This window comes from Halomonas sp. SSL-5 (genome assembly GCF_030708455.1).
GTDB lineage: Bacteria > Pseudomonadota > Gammaproteobacteria > Pseudomonadales > Halomonadaceae > Halomonas.
In genome coordinates this window covers 26,729-51,217 of record NZ_JAUYWF010000008.1, presented here as the reverse complement: position 1 = coordinate 51,217, position 24,489 = coordinate 26,729, and the positions used below count along the sequence as shown (strand labels likewise).

At 66.5% G+C, this 24,489-nt stretch carries 20 protein-coding genes; 5 read left to right on the top strand and 15 right to left on the bottom strand.

Annotation, left to right across the window (positions count from 1 at the left end; genetic code table 11):
- The first annotated feature begins 96 nt into the window (after window positions 1–96).
- Window positions 97–684, top strand: coding sequence for an NAD(P)H-dependent oxidoreductase (locus RAN53_RS10700; RefSeq protein WP_305796807.1), 588 nt, complete (start codon window positions 97–99; stop codon window positions 682–684).
- Between the two features lie 16 nt (window positions 685–700).
- Here RAN53_RS10700 and RAN53_RS10695 read toward each other — a convergent pair whose 3' ends face one another.
- The 9 genes from RAN53_RS10695 to RAN53_RS10655 all read right to left on the bottom strand — a co-directional run bounded on the left by RAN53_RS10695 (window position 701) and on the right by RAN53_RS10655 (window position 13,399).
- The gene (locus tag RAN53_RS10695) at window positions 701–1,165 is read right to left on the bottom strand and encodes a hypothetical protein (protein ID WP_305796806.1); all 465 of its coding nucleotides are present in this window, start codon (window positions 1,163–1,165) and stop codon (window positions 701–703) included.
- Window positions 1,162–2,058, bottom strand: a complete 897-nt coding sequence (locus RAN53_RS10690; RefSeq protein ID WP_305796805.1) for a PhzF family phenazine biosynthesis protein — start codon at window positions 2,056–2,058, stop codon at window positions 1,162–1,164. The genes RAN53_RS10695 and RAN53_RS10690 overlap by 4 nt, the downstream gene beginning before the upstream one ends.
- On the bottom strand, window positions 2,051–2,455 hold the full coding sequence (locus tag RAN53_RS10685; protein WP_305796804.1) for a hypothetical protein: 405 nt from the start codon (window positions 2,453–2,455) through the stop codon (window positions 2,051–2,053). The genes RAN53_RS10690 and RAN53_RS10685 overlap by 8 nt, the downstream gene beginning before the upstream one ends.
- Before the next feature lie 498 nt (window positions 2,456–2,953).
- Window positions 2,954–4,360 carry a restriction endonuclease subunit S gene (locus RAN53_RS10680; RefSeq protein WP_305796803.1) on the bottom strand — a complete coding sequence of 469 codons (1,407 nt, stop codon included), beginning with the start codon at window positions 4,358–4,360 and terminating at the stop codon, window positions 2,954–2,956.
- Window positions 4,357–6,000 (bottom strand): N-6 DNA methylase, encoded by a 1,644-nt coding sequence (locus RAN53_RS10675; protein WP_305796802.1) that lies wholly within the window; start codon window positions 5,998–6,000, stop codon window positions 4,357–4,359. The genes RAN53_RS10680 and RAN53_RS10675 overlap by 4 nt, the downstream gene beginning before the upstream one ends.
- Window positions 5,997–7,157, bottom strand: coding sequence for a Fic family protein (locus tag RAN53_RS10670; RefSeq protein WP_305796801.1), 1,161 nt, complete (start codon window positions 7,155–7,157; stop codon window positions 5,997–5,999). The genes RAN53_RS10675 and RAN53_RS10670 overlap by 4 nt, the downstream gene beginning before the upstream one ends.
- Window positions 7,158–7,345: 188 nt before the next feature.
- Window positions 7,346–10,882, bottom strand: coding sequence for a type I restriction-modification system endonuclease (gene hsdR, locus RAN53_RS10665; protein ID WP_305796800.1), 3,537 nt, complete (start codon window positions 10,880–10,882; stop codon window positions 7,346–7,348).
- A gap of 164 nt (window positions 10,883–11,046) precedes the next feature.
- Complete coding sequence (gene rhuM, locus RAN53_RS10660; RefSeq protein ID WP_305796799.1) at window positions 11,047–12,054, bottom strand: RhuM family protein; 1,008 nt, start codon at window positions 12,052–12,054, stop codon at window positions 11,047–11,049.
- Window positions 12,055–12,265: 211 nt separating this feature from the next.
- Window positions 12,266–13,399, bottom strand: a complete 1,134-nt coding sequence (locus RAN53_RS10655) for an alkene reductase (protein WP_305796798.1) — start codon at window positions 13,397–13,399, stop codon at window positions 12,266–12,268.
- A gap of 230 nt (window positions 13,400–13,629) precedes the next feature.
- Here RAN53_RS10655 and argE point away from each other — a divergent pair, with 230 nt between their 5' ends.
- On the top strand, window positions 13,630–14,784 hold the full coding sequence (argE, locus tag RAN53_RS10650) for an acetylornithine deacetylase (RefSeq protein WP_305796797.1): 1,155 nt from the start codon (window positions 13,630–13,632) through the stop codon (window positions 14,782–14,784).
- Between the two features lie 34 nt (window positions 14,785–14,818).
- On the top strand, window positions 14,819–15,541 hold the full coding sequence (locus RAN53_RS10645; RefSeq protein WP_305796796.1) for a glutamine amidotransferase: 723 nt from the start codon (window positions 14,819–14,821) through the stop codon (window positions 15,539–15,541).
- A 194-nt stretch (window positions 15,542–15,735) separates the two neighbouring features.
- Here RAN53_RS10645 and RAN53_RS10640 read toward each other — a convergent pair whose 3' ends face one another.
- Entirely contained in the window at window positions 15,736–16,719 is a 984-nt protein-coding gene (locus RAN53_RS10640; RefSeq protein WP_305796795.1) for a DMT family transporter, read from the bottom strand.
- A 112-nt stretch (window positions 16,720–16,831) separates the two neighbouring features.
- Window positions 16,832–18,535, bottom strand: coding sequence for a DEAD/DEAH box helicase (locus tag RAN53_RS10635; protein ID WP_305796794.1), 1,704 nt, complete (start codon window positions 18,533–18,535; stop codon window positions 16,832–16,834).
- Between the two features lie 444 nt (window positions 18,536–18,979).
- On the opposite strand from RAN53_RS10635, the gene RAN53_RS10630 reads away from it, so the two are divergent.
- Entirely contained in the window at window positions 18,980–19,429 is a 450-nt protein-coding gene (locus RAN53_RS10630) for a YaiI/YqxD family protein (protein ID WP_305796793.1), read from the top strand.
- Window positions 19,430–19,666: 237 nt separating this feature from the next.
- Here RAN53_RS10630 and hslR read toward each other — a convergent pair whose 3' ends face one another.
- Together hslR and yrfG are read right to left on the bottom strand one after the other, a co-directional pair.
- Window positions 19,667–20,053 (bottom strand): ribosome-associated heat shock protein Hsp15, encoded by a 387-nt coding sequence (hslR, locus tag RAN53_RS10625; protein ID WP_305796792.1) that lies wholly within the window; start codon window positions 20,051–20,053, stop codon window positions 19,667–19,669.
- Entirely contained in the window at window positions 20,046–20,756 is a 711-nt protein-coding gene (yrfG, locus tag RAN53_RS10620; RefSeq protein ID WP_305796791.1) for a GMP/IMP nucleotidase, read from the bottom strand. The genes hslR and yrfG overlap by 8 nt, the downstream gene beginning before the upstream one ends.
- A gap of 73 nt (window positions 20,757–20,829) precedes the next feature.
- Between yrfG and nudE the strand changes: the two genes are divergently transcribed.
- Window positions 20,830–21,414: an ADP compounds hydrolase NudE gene (gene nudE / locus RAN53_RS10615; protein ID WP_305796790.1), complete on the top strand. Its 585-nt coding sequence runs from the start codon at window positions 20,830–20,832 to the stop codon at window positions 21,412–21,414.
- 13 nt (window positions 21,415–21,427) lie between these two features.
- Here the strand turns inward: nudE and RAN53_RS10610 are convergent, their stop codons facing one another.
- Window positions 21,428–22,513, bottom strand: a complete 1,086-nt coding sequence (locus RAN53_RS10610) for an oxidoreductase (protein WP_305796789.1) — start codon at window positions 22,511–22,513, stop codon at window positions 21,428–21,430.
- A 61-nt stretch (window positions 22,514–22,574) separates the two neighbouring features.
- The gene (gene ilvD / locus RAN53_RS10605) at window positions 22,575–24,419 is read right to left on the bottom strand and encodes a dihydroxy-acid dehydratase (protein WP_305796788.1); all 1,845 of its coding nucleotides are present in this window, start codon (window positions 24,417–24,419) and stop codon (window positions 22,575–22,577) included.
- Between the last annotated feature and the right edge of the window lie 70 nt (window positions 24,420–24,489).

Here is a 24,489-nt window from a genome sequence, read left to right as displayed (position 1 = left end):
CCCGCGCTGCCCATGCCTTGATGTCGGTCAAGGTGATTACCGGCCGGACGACTACGCTGAGGAACAGGCCCCCTGCCTCACCGAGAGGTCGTCGTCATGCATCAGCGCATCCTGATCCTGCAGGGTCACCCCGACCGCAGCGAAACCCACCTCTGCCACGCCCTGGCCGACCACTACCGTGCCGGCGCGGAGCAGAAGGGCCACGAGATCCGCCAGATCGACCTGGCCAGCCTTGAGTTCCCCCTGATTCGCAGCCAGCAGGAGTGGGAGCACTCGCCCCTCCCCGACAGCCTGGCCGAGGCCCAGCAGGCCATCGGCTGGTGCCAGCACCTGGTGCTCATCTTCCCCCTGTGGCTTGGCGACATGCCGGCCATGGTCAAGGGCTTTCTGGAGCAGGTGCTACGACCGGGCTTCGCCTTCGAATACGAGGAGGACAACCCCATGGGCAAGAAGGGGCTGACCGGTCGCTCGGCGCGGGTCATCGTGACCATGGGCATGCCGGCAGCCATCTACCGCCACCTCTACCGTGCCCACAGCCTCAAGTCGCTGGAGCGCAACGTCCTCGGCTTCGTCGGCCTGTCACCGATACGCGAGACGCTGATCGGCGGCGTGGAGGGGATGAGCCAGAAGGAAGTCGACGACTGGTTCCGTGAGGTGCACACCTTCGGCGAAGAGGGGCGGTAGGCCGGCGCCACAACGCCTACCGATCCAGCCCCAGGTACTTGATTCGGCGATAGAGCGCCGTGATGCCACCGCCGCCCAGCATCATACCGAGGCCCGCCACCACCACGACCAGAGCGTCATAGGCCACGGCGCCCGCGCCGGTGTAGGCCGCCACCAGCATGCCGAGGTGGCGCACCATCAGGTACACGCCGATCAGGAAGGTGCCGGCACGCACCAGATCCTCGTCCGCGACTCGAGCGCCGGCGTCGGCCTCAACGCCGCCGTGCAGCCTCTCCGCCAACCGGCCGGCGAAGCACCACAGCAGCACGCCCCCGAGCATCGGCACGCCCACCGTCGCCACGTAGATCAGCAGCAACTTCCCAACGCCGGGCTCGGCGGCATTGGGCCCCAACAACGCCAACGCCGGCACCACCGCAAACAGCGTCTCCAGGAAGAGATAGAGACCCAGCAGCCGGATCAGCAGGATGGAGAAGGGTTTCATGGGGCCTCCCGGGAAACCGTCAGCCCACTTGGCAGGTGCAGCGTCCCGCTTCCCACAATCATTGCCTCTCCCGCGATGCGGATCGAAAGATCGTCTTCGGTGCGATCGGCCTCGGCAAGTATGCGGCTAGGGCGACCCATCTCGATGCCTTGTTCGATCTGCCAGCGCCACCGGCCAATTCCCCTGTTCTGTGCCAGGTACCCCGCCAAGGCCGCCGCCGCACTGCCAGTTGCCGGGTCTTCGCGCACGCCACCCGGCGTGGAAAACATCCGGGCCCTCACGATGTGTGATGCATCAGCCTCCTTACCGGCCACATAGAGATAGACCTGATCGTAGCCGCTGGATGAGACCCACTCCGACCAGGCGCCCGGCGATGGCCGTGCCCGCTCGAGGGCCTCGAGCGATGCGAGCTCGACCAGGTGATAAGGCAGCCCGCAGGAGGCGAGCACCGGCTCGCTCAGGACTTGGTGTGCCCCCAGCCCCAGCAGTTCAGCGGCAGCGGTCCGATTCAAAGAGCTCGGCAGGCTGCTGAACGGCGCCGCCGTGGTAAATCGAGCCAGTTCGTTTTCGAACTCAACGACGATAGGGCCGACGCCAGCCTCGAGAACCAGAGGACGGTCACGCTCTGCCATACCCAGTTCCACCAGCAGGTGGGCGGTGCCAATCGTCGGGTGGCCTGCGAAGGGCAGCTCCTCCGTGGGTGTGAAGATGCGGATGGGGTAGCGATGCTGGCCGGTTGCCCCACCGACGAACACCGTCTCGGAGAGGTTCAGCTCGTTGGCGATAGCCTGCATCATGCCGTCATCCAGCCCCTTTGCCCGGGGGAATACCGCCAGCGGGTTGCCGGTAAAGGCTAGGTCGGTGAAGACATCGAGCAGAAAGTAGTCAGTCATGCGGCCCCACCCGAGGCCCGATCACACTCTCCCTGAATCCCTCTCTCGCATCACTGATAAAGGGAAGCAGCTGATCTTCTGGAACATGAACCACGGCAATACCCTGCCTCTTCGCCTCGGCGACAATTGACGACGCTGGCCACTCCTTGGGAACGAAAAGCTTCTTGGGCCAGCGTTTCTTATGGGCCTTGGCCTGCTTCAACAAGCGCCGGGATTCCAGCTTTCCAGGTCCCTCACCCGTTGCCGGCACCGGCCTGGAGCTCAGGAGAAAACAGCTTGCCGCATCCATAAACGCGACGATATCGAAATCACCATCTTGCGCCGTATGGACTGGCCACTCGTTCAGCTTGAACGCGATCCAGGCCTCGTTGACCTGAAACTGATCCGGATGCAGCATTGCGCCTCCTGGTTTTAATGACACCAAGCCCGTTCCAGCCAGTGGTATGGGCCCTTTCTCTTCGGCCTTCCATATACATAAGATTATTACGAATTATGCAGAATACCTCATGGCAATTTCCAGTGTAACGCACAGGGAATCCAGCTCCTCCTGCAATGCCGCACTCCTGATCTCTTTTATTGACCTACTCAGGTCCCCAACCAGCATCTCGAGCCAAAACCTTTCGATCATCAGCCGATGAAAGCCTGCCTTGTTTGCTACCGCTTCGAAGGCGGGTACCTGGTCCGGGAACGGATATCCATACCGCAGAATCAGGCTCGCCTCTCTCCCCGAAATTTCAATCTCAACGCCTCCAGACAACCTCGCGTCCTCCCATTTCTATGAAACAAAATCAGGTAAAATAGGAAACAGGGGGAAACAGGGGTACGTCCCCGATTTTCCCTCGTCCCCGATTTTCCCTCGTCCCCGATTTTCCCTCCCCGATTTTCCCCGATTTTCTCATGACGTCACCGTTGCCTTTCTGCCACCCCGCCGTGTCTTCGTCGGCGTCTGCTTCGCCTTCTCCGCCTTGATCCGCTCCAGCAGCGCCTCGGCGGAGTGCTCGCCGCTGATCAGCTCGGGGTTCTCGTCGCGCCATTCGGCGGTGAGCTCGCCGCGGAAGGCCTTGGCGAGGATGGACGGGGTCAGCTTGTCGACGCGGGCCTGGGCGCTAGCGACCTGCAGCTCGACCTGGTCGGCGAAGGCGAAGAGCTGATCGACCCGGCGGACGATTTCGGCTTGCTCACATAGGCTAGGAAGCTCAAAAGGTAGAGCCTTGAACTTTTGAAGATTCACTTTTTTCTGAGCCACCCCAGCAGAGGCTTCAACGACTCGATTTCTGAACCTGGGCGCTTTCATTGCATAATAAACATAGTGTGGATCCGCCACCTCCTCATCCACAGAAAGCTTGATACAATCTGCTGTAATGACAGCCTCAGGCCTACCTTCTGGATAGAAAGCCACATCCCCAGGAGGATCACCCATTTTCGTAATCAGCAAATCACCAGATACCACACGATGCGCGGCCAACTGATTAAACTTCTCATCATCCACATATTTTGTTGACCCATCGCCAAAAGCACCTGATCTTATCTCTCTAACGAAAACCAGAGGATGACCGTCAGCTTGACAATCTTTAACCTTTAGGTTGCTACCAAAAGGTCCAATACACAATGAGTATTTTTCTTTTTTTGCCAGCGAATCAACAGTGAACTCCGCCCACTCATCATCAATATCTCTTTCACTTCTCCACGCATCCGTCAGCCCTCCACTTACCGCCGCTGCCAGCACCGACTGCCGAAATCGCTTGAGGATAGCGGGAATAGCACCCAGGCGGGCTTTCAGGTTATTGACCTGAGCCAGCAGCTCATCCAGCTTATCGGCGATAAGCTTTTGCTCTGCCAAGGGAGGAATATCAATACGAAGCGTGGTAAGCTTTTTGGCATTGACATTCTGCAGCGCATTCCCAACCGCCCTATCTTTAAGCTGCTCCCAGTAAAAGGGAGACTGCAAATATCGTTTGACGAAACTAGAACCCAAATCTCCTACAGGACGAAAACGGATCAAATAAGATGCGAAAACTGCATCTCCCACAACATCCTCTATGAGATAGCTAAACCCAACTGAGCCAGCTCGAGAGACCACAACGTCACCCTTATGCAGGCGAAATTTATCTATATCATCCGGCTCTTCATGACAAAAAGGGACTGCCTCCCAGGCCAGTTTTCCTTTTGTGATATCGGTCGTTCTCAGGAACTTTACTGAACCATGGTGTGACGCCTTTGTTGTGTAACCATACTGAGGTTTGGTCACAACCTGACCAAGTGTGGTTTCCACCCACCCCTCCGGCAACTCCCGCTCGCTCATGCCTTCACCTCTTCGCTGCCGGCGTCATCCCCAAGTCCCAAGGCTTCGGCCAGCAGTTCCTTCTGGGCGGCGGCTTCGTCCTGGCTGCCGAGGGCGGCCATCAGGCCGTCGAGTTCGCGCAGGGCTTCGGTCAGCTCGCTCATCGCCTCGGCGGCGAGCACGTCGGGTTCGGGCAGGTTCTCGGCGGCGAGGCTGTCGGCGTCCTTGAGCCAGCTGATATCCAGCGAGTCGCCCTTGGTGTCGCGGATCCACTCGCGGCTGAAGCGTCGCCAGCGGGAGGTCTGTAGCTTGTCGTCCACGCCGGTATTCGCCTCATCGATGCCGGCGGCGCGGTCGGCTTCGATTTCCGCGGCGCCGAAGCTCCAGTCGCCCTCCTTCCGGGCGGCCAGCTGCTCGCCCGGGGCGTCGCTGCCCATGGGGCTGTAGCACTGTTCGAAGGGCTTGAGGTGGGCCTCGGTGAAGGGGGTGCGCTTGCCGAAGCTCGGCATGTTGGTGCGCAGGTCATAGACCCAGAGGCTGTCGGTGCAGCCCTCGTCCTGGTGAGGGTTCTCGGCGGTGCCGCGGGTGAAGAAGAGCACGTTGGTCTTCACGCCCTGGGCGTAGAAGATGCCGGTGGGCAACCTCAGAAGGGTGTGCAGGTGGCACTTCTCCATCAGGGCGCGGCGGATCTCGGTGCCCTGCCCGGCCTCGAACAGCACGTTGTCGGGCAGCACCACGGCGGCGCGGCCTCCGGGCTTGAGCCCGCGATAGATATGCTGCAGGAAGGCGAGCTGCTTGTTGCTGGTGCGGTAGGTGAGGTCGTCGCGGGTGATGCTGGCCTCACCGCCCTTGGCGGTGCCGAAGGGCGGATTGGCGAGAATCACATCGGCGCGGGGCAGCGCCTTGCCGGCCTCGCCCAGGGCGTTGCCCAGGTGCACCACGCCCTCGTCGTCGCCCTCCATGCCGTGCAGCAGGCAGTTCATCAGCGCCAGGCGGCGGGTGCCGGGCACCAGCTCGATGCCGACGAAGGCCTTGAGCTTCTGGAAGGCCTGGGCCCTGGCGTCGAGGTCGAAGTGGTCATCGGTCTGCTGCTTGATGTAGGCATCGGCGGCGATCAGAAAGCCCGCGGTGCCGGCGGCGGGGTCTTGGATCACCTCGCCGGGCATGGGGCGCAGGCAGCGCACCATGGCGTTGATCAGGGCGCGGGGCGTGAAGTACTGGCCGGCGCCGGACTTGGTCTCGTTGGCGTTCTTCTCCAGCAGCCCCTCGTAGAGGTCGCCCAGGCCATCCTTCTGGGCGCTGAACCAGTCGATGCGGTCCAGGTCGCGGATCAGCTGCTCCAGGTGGCGCGGCTCGCGCAGACGGGTCTGGGCGTCGGCGTAGATGGCGGCAATCAGCCGGTCGCTGCTCTTGGAGAGGTCGAGCAGCATCTGCTTGTAGTAGTTGAGCAGTGAAAGTCCCGAGCGGCCGGTGAGGTCCGGCCAGCGGGCGCCCTCGGGCAGGGCGTGGGCGTTGAGCAGCCCGGCCTGGGTGTTCTCGTACTCCATCTTGATGAACAGCAGCAGCACCAGCTCGGTGACGTAGTCGGAGTAGTTGATGCCGTCGTCGCGCAGCACGTCGCAGAGGTTCCACAGCTTCTGGACGATGTCGTTCTGGGTCATGAGGGATCCTGATTAAGAATATCGATGTAGGTCCGGTAGGCGTAGATCCGGTTGCGTTTCTGTCCGGTGAGCTCGTGGACGATGCCCAGCTCGCTTTCCAAGGTCGTCAGCAACTTGCCAACCGTGGCCGGAGTAAGCCCCGTGCGCCCGCAGAGATGGCTGATATTGGCGATGGGCTGCTGGAATAGCGCGTCGAGCAGCAGACCTGCCGACCCTGCCTGGCGGCCGAGCTCGGCCACTCGCACCTTGTCCTGCTCGCGCAGCTGGTTAAGCCGTCGAGCTGTTGCAACCGCCTGATTGGCGGTCTCCGCCACGGCGTCCACGAAGAACAGCAGCCAGGCCTCCCAGTCGCCGGTGACCCGCACCTGCTGCAGACGCTCGTAGTAGACCTGGCGATGCTTCTTGAAGAATACCGAGAGGTAGAGCAAGGGATCGTTGAGGATGCCCGACTCGACCAGGATCAGCGGAATCAGCAGGCGACCCAAGCGCCCATTACCATCCATGAAGGGGTGGATGGTCTCGAACTGCACGTGGGTCAGGGCGGCCTTGATCAGCGGGTCGGTGGCCTCGGGGATGTCGTTGATGAAACGCTCCAGCGCCGCCCAGCACTCTGCCAGCTGATGGGGCGGAGGCGGCACGAAGACCGCCTCATCGGGACGGTGCCCACCCAGCCACACCTGGTTACTGCGAAAAACGCCTGGCCCGCGGTTTATACCGCGCCCGGAGGTCATCAGCGCCGTATGCATTTCCATCGCCACGCGATGACTGATGGGAAAGCCCTCGCGGATGCGCTGCACGCCCAGCATCAGCGCGTTCACGTAGCAGGAGACTTCCTGCACGTCGTCCATGGGAACGCCCGGCATTCCCTCCATCTCGTAGAGCATCAGGTCGCTGAGCGAGGATTGGGTGCCCTCGATCTGGGACGACATGACGGCTTCCTTGCGCACATAGCTGTAGAGGAAGAGTGATGCATCCGGCAGCAAAGTACTGATGGCGTCGAGACGACCCAGCGCCAGCATCGCCTGATTGATGCGGCTCTGCAGTTTGCCATCCAGCGCCAGCGCCGGCCGTGGCGGCAGCGGGTCGGGGATGAAGGCCTTACACCGCATGCCGCCGGCGATGCTGTCCACATAGTGGCCTGTGAGTCCGCGTTCCATTGGGGCTCCACCTCACCGCTCGAAAACGGGCTTGGGTAAAATAGCGTCGCGCCTTATTTTAATTTAGGCCTGAAATTAAAATAAGGCCTGCCGCTATTTTAACTTCGTGCCGCTCCACAGTGGCCGTCATGTCGATGCCATCGACATGTCCGCGGGACGTGTCGAAAAAATCGCGTTTCTTGAACATGTCAGATCGCCTCCCACAAGGCATCGTTGAGGGCCTCCAGGACCTCGTCGAGGTGATGGTCGAGCACGGCATCCAGGCGCTTGATGCCCCCCTGCTCGGCAAAGCGCTGATGAATGAAGTCGCGGTCGAGCACCACCTCGTGAGTGAGCTGCTTGGCCAGGCGGTCGAGCCACTTGCGCTGGGCGGGGGTCCAGCCGTGCAGGGCGTAGATGCGCTGCATGGCGTCGCGCACCCGCTGCTCGAAGGGCACCAGCGCCTCGCCCAGGGCGGCGCGGCGGATATGCCCGACGATGCTGGCGGCGATCTCCTGGTTGGTGGCGTTGCGCCAAGCGCTCTCCAGCCGGGCCTCACTGTAGCCGGCGCCATCGAGCAGCAAACGCACCTCTTTCAAGGTCTCGCGGGTCAGGTCCCGGGGGCGGTTGACCACCACGCCCAGCGCCACCGAGTCGTTGAGCCGTTCACGAATGAAGACCTCGAAGCTCTCCAGGTAGTCGGCGGGCTTCTCGTGAACCCCATAGCTCTGGGTGCGGTCCAGCAGCTCGTCCTTGCCTTCGTAAATGATCGGCATGCGTTCGCTGCCGAGCAGCGCCTTCACCTCGGCCACCTGACCGAGCAGGCCGGCGTGCTGCTGCAGGAAGCTGGCCGCGGCCCGGGGACCCAGCTCGCGCAGGTGCTGGTGGAGCCTCTCCGGCGCCACGCCCCAGCTCTGCTCCAGCGCCTCCAGCTGCTGGCGCAGGTCGTCGCGCCCTTCGGCTCGCCGGGTGGCCTTGCGCATCACCCGCATCAGCATCTGGCTGTACTGGTCGAGGACGTCGTCGGCGTGGCTCTCCCCGGCCGCCTGGCCGGGGGCCTCCAGGGCGTGTGCCAACTGCTCGGGATCGCTGAGTTCCTCGTGCAGCTGCTCCAGGGTCACGCCGGGGTCCTTGACCAGCGGCTGCATGGTGTTGACCTCGGCCAGGGCGGCGTAGAGGTCCACCGGGTCGTAGATGGTAAAGACCGTCTTGCCGATCTCGTCGCAGCGGCGGGTGGCGCGTCCGATCATCTGCTCGTAGAGGATGCGCGACTTCACCCGGCGCAGGAACACCAGATGGCAGATGCGCGGCACGTCGATGCCGGTGGTGAGCAGGTCCACGGTGATGGCGATATTGGGGTACTTGTCGTTCTTGTAGCGGCGGATCAGGTCGTTGACCTTGTCCGACTTGCCGGTGATCTTGGCCACCGCGGCCTGGCGGTAGGCTTCGCCATAGAGGGCGTGGAAGGCCTCGTCGAGCAGCCGCTTGACCATGTCGGCGTGCAGGTCGGTGGCGCAGAAGATCAGCGTCTTCTCCTCGCCGAAGGGATCGAGCTCCCGAGCCAGCTGTTCGCAGATCACGCGATTGAACTCCGGCGCGATCACCCGCCGGTTGAAGGCCTCGATCTCGAAGTCGAGCTCATCCTCCAGCTCGGCGCTCTCCACCTCGCCGGTGCGCGCATCGATCAGGCTGACCGCCTCGCCCTTCTCGAAGTGGATGCCCTTCTGGCTGAGCAGGGTCTCGTAGCGGATCGGCGGCTCGTGGTCGATCAGCCAGTCGTCGGCCACCGCCTCCCGATAGGAGTAGGTGAACACCGGCCGACCGAAGATCTCGCTGGTGTGCTTGGCCGGGGTGGCGGTGAGCCCGATGCGCACGGCGTCGAAGTGGTCGAGCACGCGGCGGTAGCGGGAGAGGTACTGGCCGGCGTCACGGGTGGCCAGCTCCCCCTCGGTCATCTCCTGATCCAGGGTGTAGCCGCGGTGGGCCTCGTCGACGATGAGGCAGTCGTAGGCGTCCACCGGCGGCGGGGCGTCGGCCATGAACAGTCGCCGTGCCATGGCCTGCACCGTGGCGACCTGCACCCGGGTCTCGGCCTCGGCGGCCATGTCGCCCAGGGTGGCGACGTTGTAGATCTGCGAAAGCGTGTGGTTCTGCTCCAGCGGCGCCTCGTCGAAGGCGTCCTGGGCCTGCTGGCCCAGGGCGGTGCGATCCACCAGGAAGAGCACGCGGCGAAAGCGCTCGGTCTTCAGGAAGCGGTAGATCAGGCCGATGATGGTGCGGGTCTTGCCGGTGCCGGTGGCCATGGCCAGCAGCGCACGGGGCGCGCCCTCCTCCAGGACGGCCTCCACGGCGCGGATGGCGTGCTCCTGGTAGTCGCGCAGGCGCAGGTACCCGAAGCCTTCCTCGCGCAGCCGCCGCTCGGCCAGGGCGCGGCTGCGCCTGAGGCGGTCAAGCAGGCCTTCGGGGCTGTGGAAGTGCGGCAGCGCCCGAGCCAGGTTGCCGGGCTCGCGCACGTCGCGGAACCAGATGCCGGACTTCTCGGCCAGCTGCGGCAAATAGGGCCGGCCGTTGCACGAGAAGACGAAGGGCACATGGAAATGGCACTCGGCGTCGTCGGGCCAGGCGACGGTGCGCCCCTCTTCCTCCCACGCCGGGGTGATGCCGCCGACGAAGCCGCGCCGATCGAAGCCGCGGGCGTAGCGCTCCGCCTGGGCGAGCTTGCCGGCCACGTCGATATTCTGGCGCTTGGCCTCCACCACGCCGATGGGCACCAGCCCATGGAACAGCACATAGTCGGCGCGCTGGCCGTTGGGCAGCTCCCACTCGGCGATGGCGAGGGTCCGGCCGACCTCGGGGCGCACGCCCTTCTGCCAGGTGAGTTCGAGGGTATCGGCCTCCCAGCCGGCCTCCTGCAGCTGCTGGTCGATCAGCAGGCGGGTGAGCTCCTCGTCCAGGCCCAGCTGGGCGTTGAGTGCCCGGTCGGCCTGGACGACGCGCCGGCGCAGCGACTGGGGTGGCTCGCTCTCGTCCCCTTCTCGGGCCTGCTCCGCCAGGCGCCGCTGGAACTCCTGCTCGCGGCGCTCGAGTTCCGCCTGCTGGGCCCGAGACTGCTCGGCCAGGGCGCGGGCCTCCTCGTCCATGGCCTCGGCAAGCTCGGCGTACTCCTGCTTCTCGCGGGCCTCCAGTTCGGCCAGCTGCCGCTGGGCATCGGCTTGCTCGGTGGCAGTGGCCAGCTCGCCCTGCAGGCGCGCCATCTGTGCCTGGAGCTCGCGCAGCTCGCGGCTGGGGTCTTCCGGTGGGCGAAAGGCGCCGGGCTTGAAGTCGGGGTCGGCGAAGGCGCGATGAAACCAGACCGCCAGATTGCGGGCGACCTTGAGCCCCTGGGTCGCCTCGCGGTGCTGAGTACGGAACTGGTGGGTGGCGCGGTTGCCTTCGATACGCAGGGTATGGAAGAGCTCGCGCACGGTGGGGTCGAGCCCCAGTGCGCTATCGATACGGTAAAGAAGATCGCGCTGGCTGGTACGCTCGTCCAGTTCGATGCCCAGGCGGGCAGCGATGTCCTGGGCCATGGCCTCGCCGAGTTGGCGCAGCTTGATCAGGGTGGTGTTGGGGTCGTGACCGAAGGCTCGCTCGGCGCTGGCGGCGAGCTCGAGAAACACCGGATCATGGCCGGTCAGAAAGGCGAAGTTGCCGCCGGCATCCCGCCCTGCGCTGCCGCCATCCCCGCGGCCTGGTGGTCCCTGCATAGGTAGTACCCGTTCCCGGTTTGCCTGGGTGCGACTCCCCCGCTCTCCCGGCAGGGTGGGTCCGACATTTCCTTAGCCTGCCACTAATTCGGAGGAGGAGCCAGCGGGCGAAAGCACTGAGACCGAAGGCCCGCCTCACTTTCACGCCCAGCCTCCTATCTCCATCAACCTTTCTCAGGTTCGGCCAACATGTTCATGATCAGCCGGACCATGGTCTCCTTGTTGGCCGGGTCGGACTCGGCGACGAGCAGCGTCAGGGCAGCGAGGCCCACGTCATTGACCACCACCTCGCCATTCGCATCGAGCAGGCGATCGTTGCGATAGAGGAAGTCGACGAACAGATAGGCCGCACTGCGCTTGTTGCCATCGGCGAAGGGATGGTTCTTGACCACGAAGTAGAGCAGGTGCGCCGCTTTGGCCTCCACCGAGGGGTAAGCGGGCTCTCCGAAGACCGTCTGGTCGAGGTTGCCGAGCAGCGCATCGAGGCCGTCGCTACGCTCGCGGGCGAACAGGTCGGTCGCCTCGCCCTTGGCGATCAACTCGGCCTTCAGAGACGCCAGTGCCGTGCGGGCCTCGTTCAGTGTCGGCAGTCGGCCGCCGGCCTGGGCATGAGGTTCGGTGAGCAGGCCCTCGTCGTAGCGCTGCAGCAGCAGGAAGGTCTGGGCGTAACGGGTGACGATATCGATGAGGCCCCGTCCGCTGGCGGCATCCAGTGCCGGGCTGCCGGCCGTCTTGCGCACCAGGGCCATGGCGGCCTCCAACTCGCGGGCGTTCTCCTCGAAGCGCTGGCGGTTCAGCGTCCAGCCCTGGGTGAGGTGCTCGCGCAGCACGCGGGTGGCCCACTGGCGGAACTGCACGGCGCGCCGGGAGTTGACGCGGTAGCCCACCGAGATGATGGCGTCGAGGTTGTAGTGCTGCAGCTTGCGGCGCACTTGCCGCTTACCTTCCGTTCGAACTACTAAGAAATCCTTAGCAGTTGCCGGCTCTTCCAGCTCATTGTCCACATAGATGTTTTTCAGGTGGATCAGGACGTTCTCGGGCGTTGTGCCGAATACTTCGCCCATCTGCCGCTGCGTCAGCCAGACAGTGTCTTGCTCCACGTCCAGACGTACCTCGACCTGCTGATCGGCCTTCTGATAGATGACGATGGGTGCCTGGCTATTGGTGTTCATGTCCTGCTCCCCGATTCCCCGGCCTGTTCCTGCCTGGGTCTAGCGACGACAGCCCCGGGTGGCGGCCCTTGGCGATGCATTCAATGGATGCTACGCCCTGGCGTTGAAGGGCGCCAATCACCAAAAAAGTGACTCTTACCGCTCTCCCATCACGCCACAAGCCCGGCTCGATGGCCGGGCTTGTGGCGTTCAGCGGCTGGCTGGCGTCGGATCAGCCGAGGCGGTCGTAGCCGTTGTCGAGGAAGGGGTAGTCGGTGTAGCCCTTCTCGTCGCCGCCGTAGAAGGTGGCGTGTTCCGGCTCGTTGAGCGCGGCGCCCACCCGGAAGCGCTCGGGCAGGTCGGGGTTGGCGATGAAGGGGCGGCCGAAGGCGATGGCGTCGGCGCTGTTCTCGTCGAGGCGCATCTGGGCGCGTTCGGCGTCGTAGCCGCCACAGTAGATCAGCCCGCCCTTGAAGCGCTCGCGCATCTGCTCGCGGAAGCCCTCCGGGTAGGTGATGTCGGCACCCGCGAAGTCCGGCTCATTGAAATGGAGATAGGCCAGGCCGCGGCGGTTGAGCTCATCGGCCAGGTAGAAGGCCATCTCCTCGGGCTCGTCGTCGGTGAGGCCGAACAGCTCGAGGAACGGCGTCAGGCGGATACCGACGCGCTCGGGCCCGAACACCTCGGCCACCGCATCGACCACCTCAAGCGGGAAGCGCGCGCGGTTCTCCAGCGAGCCGCCGTACTGGTCGGTGCGCTGGTTGGTGCCGGTGGCCAGGAACTGGTTGAGCAGGTAGGCGTTGGCCGAATGCACCTCCACCATATCGAAGCCAGCGCGCTTGGCACGCACGGCGGCCTGGCGGTAGTCCTCGACGATACCGGGGATCTCGTCGGTCGCAAGCGCCCGCGGGGTGCTGGTGGGATGCGGCCCCGCCGTGCCGTCCTCGAACTCGACGAAGCATTCGGCGCCCTCGCCCTTCAGGGCACTGGGGGCCACGGGCGGCTGGCCGTCGGGCTGCACCATCTCGTGGGAGACGCGACCCACGTGCCACAGCTGCAGGGCGATGCGCCCGCCCTTGGCATGTACGGCCTCCACGACGCCCTTCCAGCCTGCCTCCTGCTCGTCGGTCCAGATGCCCGGCGTGTAGACGTAGCCGCGAGCGGTAGGCGAGATGTTGGTGGCCTCGCTGATGATCAGCCCGGCGCCGGCGCGCTGGCCATAGTAGGCCTGCTGCAGCTTGCCGGGCACGCTGTCCGGGGTGCGCGAGCGGGTCAACGGCGCCATGATCACCCGGTTGGGCAGGGTGAGGCGGCCGATCTGCAGCGGCGTGAATAGCCCGGGGTTGAGCAGAGAGGTGTCGGTCATGGAGCGTCTCCTGTGGCGAGGCTTTGACTGGATGTGCAATATGCGGAACACCATAAGCCTGTTAACGGTCAGCGCCAAGCCAGTGAGCGGATCGACCAGATAGCCTGCCGCTATCGGGCAAGTGTCCCGGCGTGCCTTCGGCCCGCCCGGCGGGCGTGGTAGTCTGCCCCGACGCTTCTCCCTGATCCATGCCCTCGATCCTCGTCTCTCACCCTCAACCGGAGTGCACCATGACCGCCGCCGAGATGCTCGACCGCCTGGTGGGCTTTCCCACCGTCTCGCGAGATTCCAACCTGGCCCTGATCGAGTGGGTCGAAGCCTGGCTCGACGAACACGACGTGGTGCACTGGCGGGTGGAGAGCGACGACGGGCGCAAGGCCAACCTGCTGGCGCGAATCGGCCCGGACGTGGCCGGTGGCGTGGTGCTCTCCGGCCATACCGACGTGGTGCCGGTGGAGGGCCAGCCCTGGTCGAGCGATCCCTTCACGCTGACCGACAAGGGCGACGGGCGCCTCTACGGCCGCGGCACCTGTGACATGAAGGGCTTCATCGCCTGTGCCCTGGCCGAGCTGCCGCGCTGGGTGACGCTGGAGCTCGAGACACCGATCTGGCTGGCGCTCTCCTACGACGAGGAGGTGGGCTGCATCGGCGCGCCGCGCATGATCGAGAAGCTGATGGCCGAGCATCCGCTGCCGGCGGCGGTGATCGTCGGCGAGCCGACCCTGATGCACCCGGTGGTGGCCCACAAGGGGGCCACCAACCTGCGTACCACGGTCACCGGCCGCGCCAGCCACTCCAGCCAGGTCAACCAGGGGGTCTCGGCGATCCACGTGGCGGCGCGGCTGGTCACCTATATCGAGGAGGTGATGGCCGAGCTGCGCGCCGAGGGGCGGGTCGATGAGGCCTTCAACGTGGTGCACTCCAGCCTGCACGTCGGCAAGATCAGCGGCGGCACGGCGATCAACATCATGGCCCGGGAGTGCACCTTCGAGTGGGAGATCCGCCACCTGCCCTCGGACCGCTTCGAGGAACTGGTCGCCCGGGTCAATGCCCGCGCCGCCGAGCTCCAGGCCGAGATGCGGAGCCGCGCGCCGGAGGCGGCCATCATCACCCAGGCGCTCAACGACACGGTGCCGGCGCTGGCCGACGACAACAACGCCGAGGTGCTGGCGCTGTGCCACGCCCTGCTCGGCGAGCGCCCCGCCGGCGCGGTGGCCTACGCCACCGAGGCGGGGCAGTTCCAGCGCCAGGGGCTGCCCACGGTGATCTGCGGCCCGGGCAGCATCAGTCAGGCCCATCAGCCCGACGAGTATATCGAGCACGCACAGCTCGAGGCGGGAACACGCTTCATGGCCGCACTGGGCGAGCGACTGCAACGAAAGTAGAATACGGGGCCGTCATCCCACGCCAGGAGTTCCCATGCCCCGACTGCTGATCGTCAAGACCGGCGACGCCTTCCCCGAAGTGATCGAGCAATACGGCGACTTCGAGGCACTGTTCCAGCAGGCGCTGGCGGGCGCCGGCTTCGTAGCCGAGGTGTTCGACGCCCGCCACGAGCCGCTTCCCGATCTGGCGGAGGTCGACGGCCTCATCGTCACCGGCTCCCACGCCATGGTCAGCGACGCGGAGCCCTGGAGCGAGGCGCTCAAGCCCTGGCTGGTGGCGGCCCGGGAGCGCAACCTGGCGATGCTCGGGGTGTGCTATGGCCACCAGCTGATGGCGGCGGCCTTCGGCGGCGAGAGCGGCTACCATCCGGCCGGGCGCGAGTCCGGCAGCCACGGGGTGGCGCTCACCGACTCGGGCCTCGAGGACCCGTTGCTGGGCGCCCTGCCCCGCCACTTTCCCGCCCAGCTTACCCACGCCCAGTCGGTGCTCAAGGCACCCAGCGGCTCGGTGGTGCTGGCGCGCAACGGTCACGACGCCCACCAGGCGCTGCGCTACGGCCCGCGCCAGTGGAGCGTGCAGTTCCACCCCGAGTTCACCCCCGAGGTGATGCGCGCCTACCTGGCCCGCCAGGTCGACAAGCTGCGCGACCAGGGGCAGGATGCCCACGCGCTGATGCGCCGGGTCATCGACACCCCGGCGGCGCGCTCGCTGCTGATAGGTTTTGCCGAAAGCGTGGCCGGACACGCCAAGCGCTGAGGCCGAGTCAACACCACCACCGAGGCGCCTGACGGCGCCATTCGCCCGGGAAACCCGGCCTCCCACCAGGCAACGCCACATTTGCCTGGAGCTGGTCGTGAGCAGAGTCCTGACCCATCACGACACACCCCCACCCTATCGATGGGGTTCGCGAAGCGGCGCCCTTTCAGCTTCAAGCTCCCGGCGCAGCCGGGTCAGTGGCGCTCGCCCACCGGCGGGGCCGGCTCGCCACGCGCGATGCTCTCTTCCGCCGCCTCGTCACGCAGGCGGCGGGTGTCGGGGGCGCCCTCGGCGGCCTTGCGCCGCTGGCGAGCGAGGTCACGCAGCGAACTTGCCAGCATGGCGACGACGATCAGGCCGCCCCCCACGAAGGCCAGCGGCGCCGGCACCTCGCCCACCCACCACCACACCAGCAGCGTGCCCACCAGGGTCTCGAGCAGCATCACCAGGCTGACCTCGGCGCCGGGCAGGTAGCGCGCCCCGGTCTGGATCAGGAAGTAGGCCAGCGGCAACAGCAGCCCCATCAGCAACAGGCGCTGCATGTCCTCGGGCCCCGGCAGCTGGGCACCGCCCATCAAGGCCGCGGGCAGCAGCATCGCCAGGCACCCCAGCGGCAGCACCACGGTGGTATCCAGGCCACGCTGACCGCTGCCCGGGCGGGAGCTGGCCACGCTGGTATTGATCGCGATGGAGATCGGGATGATCAGCGCCACCGCCAGGCCCAGCAGGCTGCCCTGCCCCACCTCGCCGGCGGCCATCAGGCTGGCGCCGACGATACACACGGCGATCACCACCCAGGTCTGGCGGCGCAGCCTCTGGCCGAAGAACAGCATGCCGATCAGCCCGGCTACCAGCGGCGCCAGGTTGAGCATCACCAGCACGTTGCCCGCCGAGGTCAGGCGGGTTGCCCCCACGAAGGCCCAGGCGCTGGCGGCGAAGGCCAGCGGGCACCATAGCGCCGCCGGGCCGCAGGCGAGCACCGCCTGGCCCAGGCGCTGGCGGTAACGCGCGGCGGCGATCATCAGCAGCACCAGGCCCAGCATCAGCCCGCGCCAGAACATGAAGGTGGCCACATCCACCGTGGTGTCCTTGATCAGCAGGGCATCCGGCGAGAGCAGCAGCACCCCGCTCATGGTGATCAGGTAGCCGCGCAGACGAAACGGCAGCCGCTTCCACATGGGGGAGTCCTCCTTGGTGACGGGATGGCGGGGTTACCAACGACGACAGGCCGGAGCAAGGCTCCGACCTGTCGTTGAGTGGGGTGCCGCCCGAGGGGCGGCCTCCAGGGTGTTACGCGCGCGACTGGCGGCGAATCGGCGCCTCGCCGTCATCGCTGCGACGACGCGGAGCACGCTCGGGGGTGCCACGGTCCTCGCTGATTTCCAGCGGACGGCCGGCGACGCGGGCGCGTGCCATCTTGGCCAGGATGCTGGCAGGCAGCGAGTTGGGCAGCTCGACCACCGAGAAGGCGTTGCGGATATCGATGCGCCCGATGCGGGCCCCCTCGATGCCGCCCTCGTTGGCGAGCGCCCCGACCAGCTGGCCGGGCTTGACGCCGTCCTTGTGGCCCACGGAGACGCGATAGCGAGTCATGCCCTCGCTGGGACCACGCTCGCGGCGCGCCGGCTTGCCGTCACGCGGGGCGCGATCGTTGCGCTCCTTGCGCGGCGCCTGCAGGCGACCGATGGGCGCCTCGTCGGCACGCGCCAGGCGGGCGAAGGAGCAGGCCAGCTCGACGGGGTCGTAGCCCTCGCCGATCAGGCGCTCGACCAGGGCCTGCTGCTCCTCGGCACCGGCGGTCAGGGCGGCGATCACCTTCTGGTGGAAGGCCTCGTCGCGATGGGCGCGGATGGCCGCCTCGTCGGGCACCTCCATCTCGCTCATCTTCTGGCCGGTGGCCTGCTCGATCCAGCCCGCCTTGCGGCCTTCGCGGAAGCCCACGAAGGTGATCGAGATGCCGGTACGCCCGGCACGGCCGGTACGGCCGATGCGGTGGGTGTAGGCCTCGGAGTCCTGGGGCAGGTCGTAGTTGAAGACGTGGGTGATGCGCGGCACGTCGAGGCCACGGGCGGCCACGTCGGTAGCGATCAGCACGTCGACCTTGCCGCGCTTGAGGCGCTGGATGGTGCGCTCGCGCAGGCTCTGGTCCAGGTCACCGGAGAGGCTGGCCACGTTGAGGCCGCGGGCGGAGAGCTGCTCCATCAGGGTGGTGCAGGCCGCACGGGTCCGCACGAAGACGATGGCACCGTCCACCGGCTCCACCTCGAGGATGCGGGCCAGCGCCTCCAGCTTGGCGCCACCATCGACGCGCACCAGGCGCTGCTCGATGTTCTCGCCGGTGGTGGTGCGTGACTCGATGGCCACCTTCACCGGGTCGACGAGATAGCGATTGACGATGCGCTCGATCTCGGCGGGCAGGGTCGCGGAGAAGAACACGCGCTGAGCGGCCTTGGGGGTATCGGCGACCACGCGCTTGACGTCGTCGATGAAGCCCATGCGCAGCATCTCGTCGGCTTCGTCCAGCACCAGGGCGCTGAGGCCGTCGAGCTTGAGGCTGCCGCGATCCAGGTGATCGATGATCCGGCCGGGGGTGCCCACCACGACCTGGGCACCGCGCTTCAGTGCGCCCAGCTGCTCACGGTACTCCTGGCCGCCACACAGGGTGGCCACTTCCAGGCCCTTGAGGTTCTGGCCGTAGCGAGTGAAGGAGACGGCGACCTGCTGCGCCAGCTCACGGGTCGGCGCCATCACCAGCACCTGGGGCTCGCGGCGCGTCAGCTCGAGACGCGAGAGCAGCGGCAGGGCAAAGGCAGCGGTCTTGCCGGTGCCGGTCTGGGCCTGGCCCAGCATGTCGCGCCCTTCCAGCAGTGCCGGAATGGTCTCGACCTGGATCGGCGAGGGGGTCTGGTAGCCCAGAGACTCGACGGCAGAGAGAACGGCAGGCAGCAGAGCGAGATCGCCGAAGCTCGGCGAAGCGACAGAAGAAGAGGTCATCAATCACACCTTGGTAGGCCGGGATCACCGGCGTAAATTCATTGGCGTCCCTGACGCAGCAATACGGTCAGGCGCGCTGTGCCCTCGAGGGGTGGCAGCACGGGACATCGGAGTCGGGGACGCCGGTCGCACCTGGCATCGGCTCCCTGCCATCGGGGATGGCGAACAGGAACCCTGTGGCGACCGTTGGCGCCGATCTCGCCAGAGTGGCGGGATCTCGGCGGCGCTCCATCTACACAATTCGAACGCTTGCGGCCTTCAGCGATGGCGCTGGGCCTGGCGTTGCGGCGCCCATCCTGTGCTCGGTCGGTGACCGGCGGCGATGGCGTCGTACATGATGGTGGGGTCAACACATGCGAGGAGCGCGCATGCTACCATCGTCGACCTGCCCTGGCCAGCCTTTTCGGCTGCCCTGTTATTGCTGCTGTTGATCGAGGAGATGTCATGCCCAGCCTGTGGGTCGATGCCGACGCCTGCCCCAAGGTGGCCCGCGAGATCATCGTGCGTGCCGCCGAACGCACCCGCACGGCGGCCTGGTTCGTGGCCAACCATACGGTGCCGCTGCCGCGCTCGGCGTGGGTGAAGGCGCTGGCGGTGAGCCAGGGCTTCGACGCCGCCGATGACGAGATCGTCGAGCGTATCCAGCCCGGCGACCTGTTGATCACCTCGGATCTGCCGCTGGCCATGGCCGCCATCGAGCGCGGCGCCAGGGTGATGACCACCCGCGGCGAGGCATTGAACGAGAACAATATCCGCGCCCGGGTGCAGATGAGGGACTTCATGGAGACCATGCGCGCCAGCGGCGAACATACCGGCGGGCCTAGCGGCTATTCCGATAGCGACCGCCGCGAATTCGCCAACGCCCTGGATCGCTGGCTGGCGAAGCAGCGCTAACACCGCCTGGGCGCCTGACGGCGCCAATCGCGAGGCGGAGTCTAGACGTCGAACCGCGCCCTCCTACAATGATATCGCCACCCTGTGGGAGGCCGGGTCCTCCCGGGCGAATGGAGGCCGAAGGCCTCCCTGGATGACGCCCCCCCAGATCGGCAACACGGCCGGGGCGCCTGGCGGCGCCAGTCGCGAGGCGGAGCCTCCCTCCCACAAGGCGCCAATCGCGCAGGACCTGCGCTCCTACTCGCCCTGGTTGCGCTGGAAGCGCTGGATCTCGCGGCGCTGCTTCTTGTCGGGGCGCTTGAGCGGGTGCTGCATGGCCTGGTTGGTCAACCGGCGTGCTTCCGCCTCGCGCTCGCGGCGCGCCACGCTCTCCTCGGTCTCGCGGTAGAGGGCGCGCGCCTCCGGGGCGCCGCGGCGCTGGTCGGAGAGCGCGATGACCTCCACCTCGAGGATGTCCCAGCCCTGGGGCACGCGGATGATGGCGCCCACCTCCACGGCCTTGCTGGTCTTGGCCCGGGCGCCGGCGTAGTGCACCTTGCCGCCCTCGATGGCTTTCTTGGCCAGGCCGCGGGTCTTGAAGAAACGCGCCGCCCACAGCCACTTGTCGAGCCGTACGCTATCCATGAGTGTCCTCCTCTCCACGTTCACGCTTCGCGGCGGGAGCCAGCGGCGGCTCATGGCCGGGCAGGATGGCGGCGAAGGTATCCAGGGCGACGAACTCCTCCAGCTCGCGCTCGGGCCGTTGGCTGTCGGGCTGCTTGATGCCCAGCAGATGGCGGATGCCGAACTCCCGGGCGCTCTCCAGCACCCGCGGATTGTCGTCGATGAACAGGGTGCGGGCGGGATCGAAGGGCTCCACCTCCTGCAGCGCGAACCAGAACGCCTGCTCCTCCTTGGGCACACCGAGATCCGCCGAGGAGACGATGGCGTCCAGGTACTGCTCGAGGCCGGTGAGCGGCAGTTTGAGCTCGAGGCTGGCACGGTCGGCGTTGGTGGCCAGCACCACCCGCGGGTGGGCCTGCTTGAGCCACTTGAGGAAGTCCAGGGCGTCGCCGCGTAGGCCGATCAGGTGCTGGATCTCGCGCTTGAGGGCGACCACGTCGACGTCGAGCTCGCGGCTCCAGTAGTCGAGGCTGTACCAGCTGAGGGTGCCCTGCTCATGGAGCACCTTCGAGCGCACCACCTCCTGGGTGGCCTCATCGAGCTGATGGAGCTCGACGTAGCGGCGCGGCAGGTGCTCGAGCCAGAAATGGCTGTCGAAATGCAGGTCCAGCAGGGTGCCGTCCATGTCCAGCAGGACGGTATCGATGGCGCGCCAGTCGATCATGGGGATTCCGGGTCGTGGCTTGCGGGAGGTGATATGGTAACAGGCGATCCCTTCCCCCAGAAACGGAGCCGCCATGTCCTCGCCCAGCTGGCCGCAGAAACCCGCCATCCTCGACCGCCGCTCGGTGGCCAGGAGCCGCCTGTTCCACGTCGAGTCACTGGACTTGCGCTTCTCCAACGGCGAGGAGCGCACCTTCGAGCGGCTGACCGGCAGCGACAGCGGCGCGGTGATGATCGTGGCCATGCCCGACCCCGAGCACGTGCTGCTGATCCGCGAGTACGCCGCGGGCTTCGAGGACTATGTGCTGACCCTGCCCAAGGGGCTGGTCGACCCCGGCGAGGATATCATCAGCGCCGCCAATCGCGAGCTGATGGAAGAGTGCGGCTTCGGCGCCAACAACATCCAGCCGCTGGTGGAGCTGTCGTTGGCGCCCAACTACATGCGCCACCGCATGCAGGTGCTGCTGGCCAGCGACCTCTACCCCAGGCGGCTGCCCGGCGACGAACCCGAACCGCTGATCGTCGAGACCCACTCGATCCATGAGCTGCCCGCCCTGCTGGCCCGGGAGGACTTCCACGAGGCCCGCGCCATCGCCGCGCTGTACATCGCCCGGGACAAGCTGCTCGAGCGCGAGGCGGAGACGGCCCTGCGCTGGTAGCTCACCACAAGGTTCAGCGACGATGCAGCCGCTGGCGCTGCAGCCCGCTGCCCTCCTTGAGCCGAACCCAGCGGGCCTGGCGGTAGCTGTCCAGGCCCGCCTCCAGCAGCTCCATCACCTCCATGGCACCGTCCAGCGGCACCGGCGGCGCGGCGTCGTGCAGCAGCATCTCGGCCACCCCGGTGTAGAAGGCCGGATAGTCGCCTGGCCGGCTGGGGTACGTCTGCACCGCGGGGGTGTCGCTCTCGTCGCGGGCCAGGGTCAGCCGCCCGGGCTCGGGGTCATCGCCCAGGCCCGCCACCACCGCCAGGCGCTCCCTGAGGCGTGCCTCCTGGGGATCCTGGCCGAACTTCACGTAGCTGCCCTGGGTGCCATGCACCCGGAAGCGAGGCGTGGGGTCGGCCACCAGCGAGCTCGCCTGCAGGCTGACCCGCGGCCCGTCGTACTCCAGCAGGCAGTAGAAATCGTCGTCCACCTCGGCGCCGTCGCGCAGGGTGGCGAGCTCCAGCAGGATCGCCCGCGGCATGCCGAACAGCCGCACCGCCTGGTCGAGCAGGTGCGGCCCCAGGTCGTACCAGATACCTGCCCCGGGGCGATGGTGATCGTGCCAACGATCGGTCACCGTGGGCCGGAAGCGATCGAGACGCGACTCCAGTGACACCACCCGCCCCAGGCTGCCCGCCTCGAGCAGTGCCTTCAGGGTCAGGAAGTCGCTGTCCCAGCGGCGATTGTGGAAGACGCTCAGGGTACGCTCGACCTTGTCCGCCTGGGTCCGCAGCAGGCGTGCCTCGGAAAGCGACACCGTGAAGGGCTGGTCCACCACCACATGCTTGCCCGCGGCGAGTGCCGCCTTGGCCAGCGGGAAGTGGGTATCGTTGGGAGTGGCGATGACCACCAGGTCGATATCGCGGCGGGCGAACAGCGCCGGCGCCTTTGCCAGCACCTCCACCTCCGGCAGGTCGGCCTGGACCCGCTCGGCATCGCCGCTGACCACGGCGGCGAGCTCCATGCCCCCGGTGGCCTGGATCAGGGGCGCGTGTAACACCCGCCCCGCCAGGCCATAACCGACCAGCCCGACGCTGAGCGTATGGGTCTTCATCGCAAGCCTTCCTTGAGAGAGACGCCGACGCCCCGGCCATGGCCGGGGCGTCGAGGGTGGATCAATCGAGCTTGGTCAGGTCACGCACCGCGCCCTTGTCGGCCGAGGTGGCGAGCAACGCATAGGCCTTGAGTGCCGCCGAGACCTTGCGGTCACGCTGGATGACGGGTTTCCAGGCATCGGCGCCCTTGGCCTCCATGGCCGCGCGGCGCTTGGCCAGCGCCTCGTCGGAGAGCTTGACGTCGATGCGCCGGCCGGGGATGTCGATGCGGATGATATCGCCCTGCTCGACCAGGCCGATGGCCCCGCCGGCGGCGGCCTCCGGGGAGGCGTGGCCGATGGAGAGCCCGGAGGTGCCGCCGGAGAAGCGACCGTCGGTGAGCAGCGCGCAGGCCTTGCCCAGCCCCTTGGACTTGAGATAGGAGGTCGGGTAGAGCATCTCCTGCATGCCGGGGCCGCCCTTGGGCCCCTCGTAGCGGATGACGACCACGTCGCCCTCCTTCACCTGGCCACCGAGGATATGCTCCACCGCCTGGTCCTGGGACTCGACCACATGGGCCGGCCCCTCGAACACCAGGATGGAATCATCCACCCCGGCGGTCTTCACCACGCAGCCATCGACGGCGATATTGCCCTTGAGCACGGCGAGGCCGCCCTCCGTCGAGAAGGCGTGGTCCAGGTCGCGGATGCAGCCGCTGGCGCGGTCGCCGTCGAGACTCGGCCAGCGCGCGCTCTGGGAGAAGGCCACCTGGGTGGGCACGCCGCCGGGGCCGGCGCGGTAGAACTCCACCACCTCGGGGCTCGGGTTGCGCATGATGTCCCACTCGTCCAGGGCGGCCTTCAGGGAGTCGCCGTAGACGGTGGGCACCCGGGTGTCGAGCACGCCGGCGCGATCCAGCTCGCCGAGGATCGCCATGATGCCGCCGGCGCGGTGCACATCCTCGATATGGTACTTCTGGGTGTTGGGGGCCACCTTGCACAGCTGCGGTACCTCACGCGAGAGGCGGTCGATATCGGTCATGGTGAAATCGACCTCGGCCTCCTGGGCGGCGGCGAGCAGGTGCAGGATGGTGTTGGTGGAGCCGCCCATGGCGATGTCCAGGGTCATGGCGTTCTTGAACGCCGCCTTGGAGCCGATGGCACGCGGCAGCAGGTGCGCCTCGTCGCCCTCGTAGACGCGCTTGGCCAGTTCGACGATGCGGTGCCCGGCGTTCTCGAAGAGGCGGCGGCGGTCGGCATGGGTGGCCACCACGGTGCCATTGCCCGGCAGCGCCAGGCCCAGCGCTTCCATCAGGCAGTTCATGGAGTTGGCGGTGAACATGCCGGAGCAGGAGCCGCAGGTGGGGCAGGCGCTGCGCTCCACCTCGTTGAGGGTCTCGTCGTCGACGCTGTCGTCGGCGGCCATCACCATGGCATCCACCAGGTCGAGGCCGTGGTCGAGCAGCTTGGTCTTGCCGGCCTCCATGGGACCGCCGGAGACGAAGATCACCGGAATGTTCAGGCGCATGGCGGCGTTGAGCATCCCGGGGGTGATCTTGTCGCAGTTGGAGATGCACACCAGGGCGTCGGCGCAGTGGGCATTGACCATGTACTCGACGCTGTCGGCGATCAGGTCGCGGCTGGGCAGCGAATAGAGCATGCCGTCGTGGCCCATGGCGATGCCGTCGTCCACGGCGATGGTGTTGAACTCCTTGGCCACCCCGCCGGCCTTCTCGATCTCGCGGGCCACCAGCTGCCCCATGTCCTTCAGGTGCACGTGCCCCGGCACGAACTGGGTGAAGGAGTTGGCCACGGCGATGATCGGCTTGTGGAAGTCGTCATCCTGCATGCCGGTGGCGCGCCACAGGGCGCGGGCGCCGGCCATGTTGCGACCGGCGGTGGTGGTGCGGGAACGATACTCGGGCATGGTGTCCTCTTCTTCGCGTGCGGCCGCCTGTGCCGGCGGCTCGGTGTCCAGGTCAGCCGACGATTCTGGC

Coding starts and splice junctions, on each gene's coding strand:
- RAN53_RS10700 (WP_305796807.1), top strand. CDS start 97: ATGCATCAGCGCATCCTGATCCTGCAGGGTCACCCCGACCGCAGCGAA.
- RAN53_RS10695 (WP_305796806.1), bottom strand. CDS start 1,165: ATGAAACCCTTCTCCATCCTGCTGATCCGGCTGCTGGGTCTCTATCTC.
- RAN53_RS10690 (WP_305796805.1), bottom strand. CDS start 2,058: ATGACTGACTACTTTCTGCTCGATGTCTTCACCGACCTAGCCTTTACC.
- RAN53_RS10685 (WP_305796804.1), bottom strand. CDS start 2,455: ATGCTGCATCCGGATCAGTTTCAGGTCAACGAGGCCTGGATCGCGTTC.
- RAN53_RS10680 (WP_305796803.1), bottom strand. CDS start 4,360: ATGAGCGAGCGGGAGTTGCCGGAGGGGTGGGTGGAAACCACACTTGGT.
- RAN53_RS10675 (WP_305796802.1), bottom strand. CDS start 6,000: ATGACCCAGAACGACATCGTCCAGAAGCTGTGGAACCTCTGCGACGTG.
- RAN53_RS10670 (WP_305796801.1), bottom strand. CDS start 7,157: ATGGAACGCGGACTCACAGGCCACTATGTGGACAGCATCGCCGGCGGC.
- hsdR (WP_305796800.1), bottom strand. CDS start 10,882: ATGCAGGGACCACCAGGCCGCGGGGATGGCGGCAGCGCAGGGCGGGAT.
- rhuM (WP_305796799.1), bottom strand. CDS start 12,054: ATGAACACCAATAGCCAGGCACCCATCGTCATCTATCAGAAGGCCGAT.
- RAN53_RS10655 (WP_305796798.1), bottom strand. CDS start 13,399: ATGACCGACACCTCTCTGCTCAACCCCGGGCTATTCACGCCGCTGCAG.
- argE (WP_305796797.1), top strand. CDS start 13,630: ATGACCGCCGCCGAGATGCTCGACCGCCTGGTGGGCTTTCCCACCGTC.
- RAN53_RS10645 (WP_305796796.1), top strand. CDS start 14,819: ATGCCCCGACTGCTGATCGTCAAGACCGGCGACGCCTTCCCCGAAGTG.
- RAN53_RS10640 (WP_305796795.1), bottom strand. CDS start 16,719: ATGTGGAAGCGGCTGCCGTTTCGTCTGCGCGGCTACCTGATCACCATG.
- RAN53_RS10635 (WP_305796794.1), bottom strand. CDS start 18,535: ATGACCTCTTCTTCTGTCGCTTCGCCGAGCTTCGGCGATCTCGCTCTG.
- RAN53_RS10630 (WP_305796793.1), top strand. CDS start 18,980: ATGCCCAGCCTGTGGGTCGATGCCGACGCCTGCCCCAAGGTGGCCCGC.
- hslR (WP_305796792.1), bottom strand. CDS start 20,053: ATGGATAGCGTACGGCTCGACAAGTGGCTGTGGGCGGCGCGTTTCTTC.
- yrfG (WP_305796791.1), bottom strand. CDS start 20,756: ATGATCGACTGGCGCGCCATCGATACCGTCCTGCTGGACATGGACGGC.
- nudE (WP_305796790.1), top strand. CDS start 20,830: ATGTCCTCGCCCAGCTGGCCGCAGAAACCCGCCATCCTCGACCGCCGC.
- RAN53_RS10610 (WP_305796789.1), bottom strand. CDS start 22,513: ATGAAGACCCATACGCTCAGCGTCGGGCTGGTCGGTTATGGCCTGGCG.
- ilvD (WP_305796788.1), bottom strand. CDS start 24,419: ATGCCCGAGTATCGTTCCCGCACCACCACCGCCGGTCGCAACATGGCC.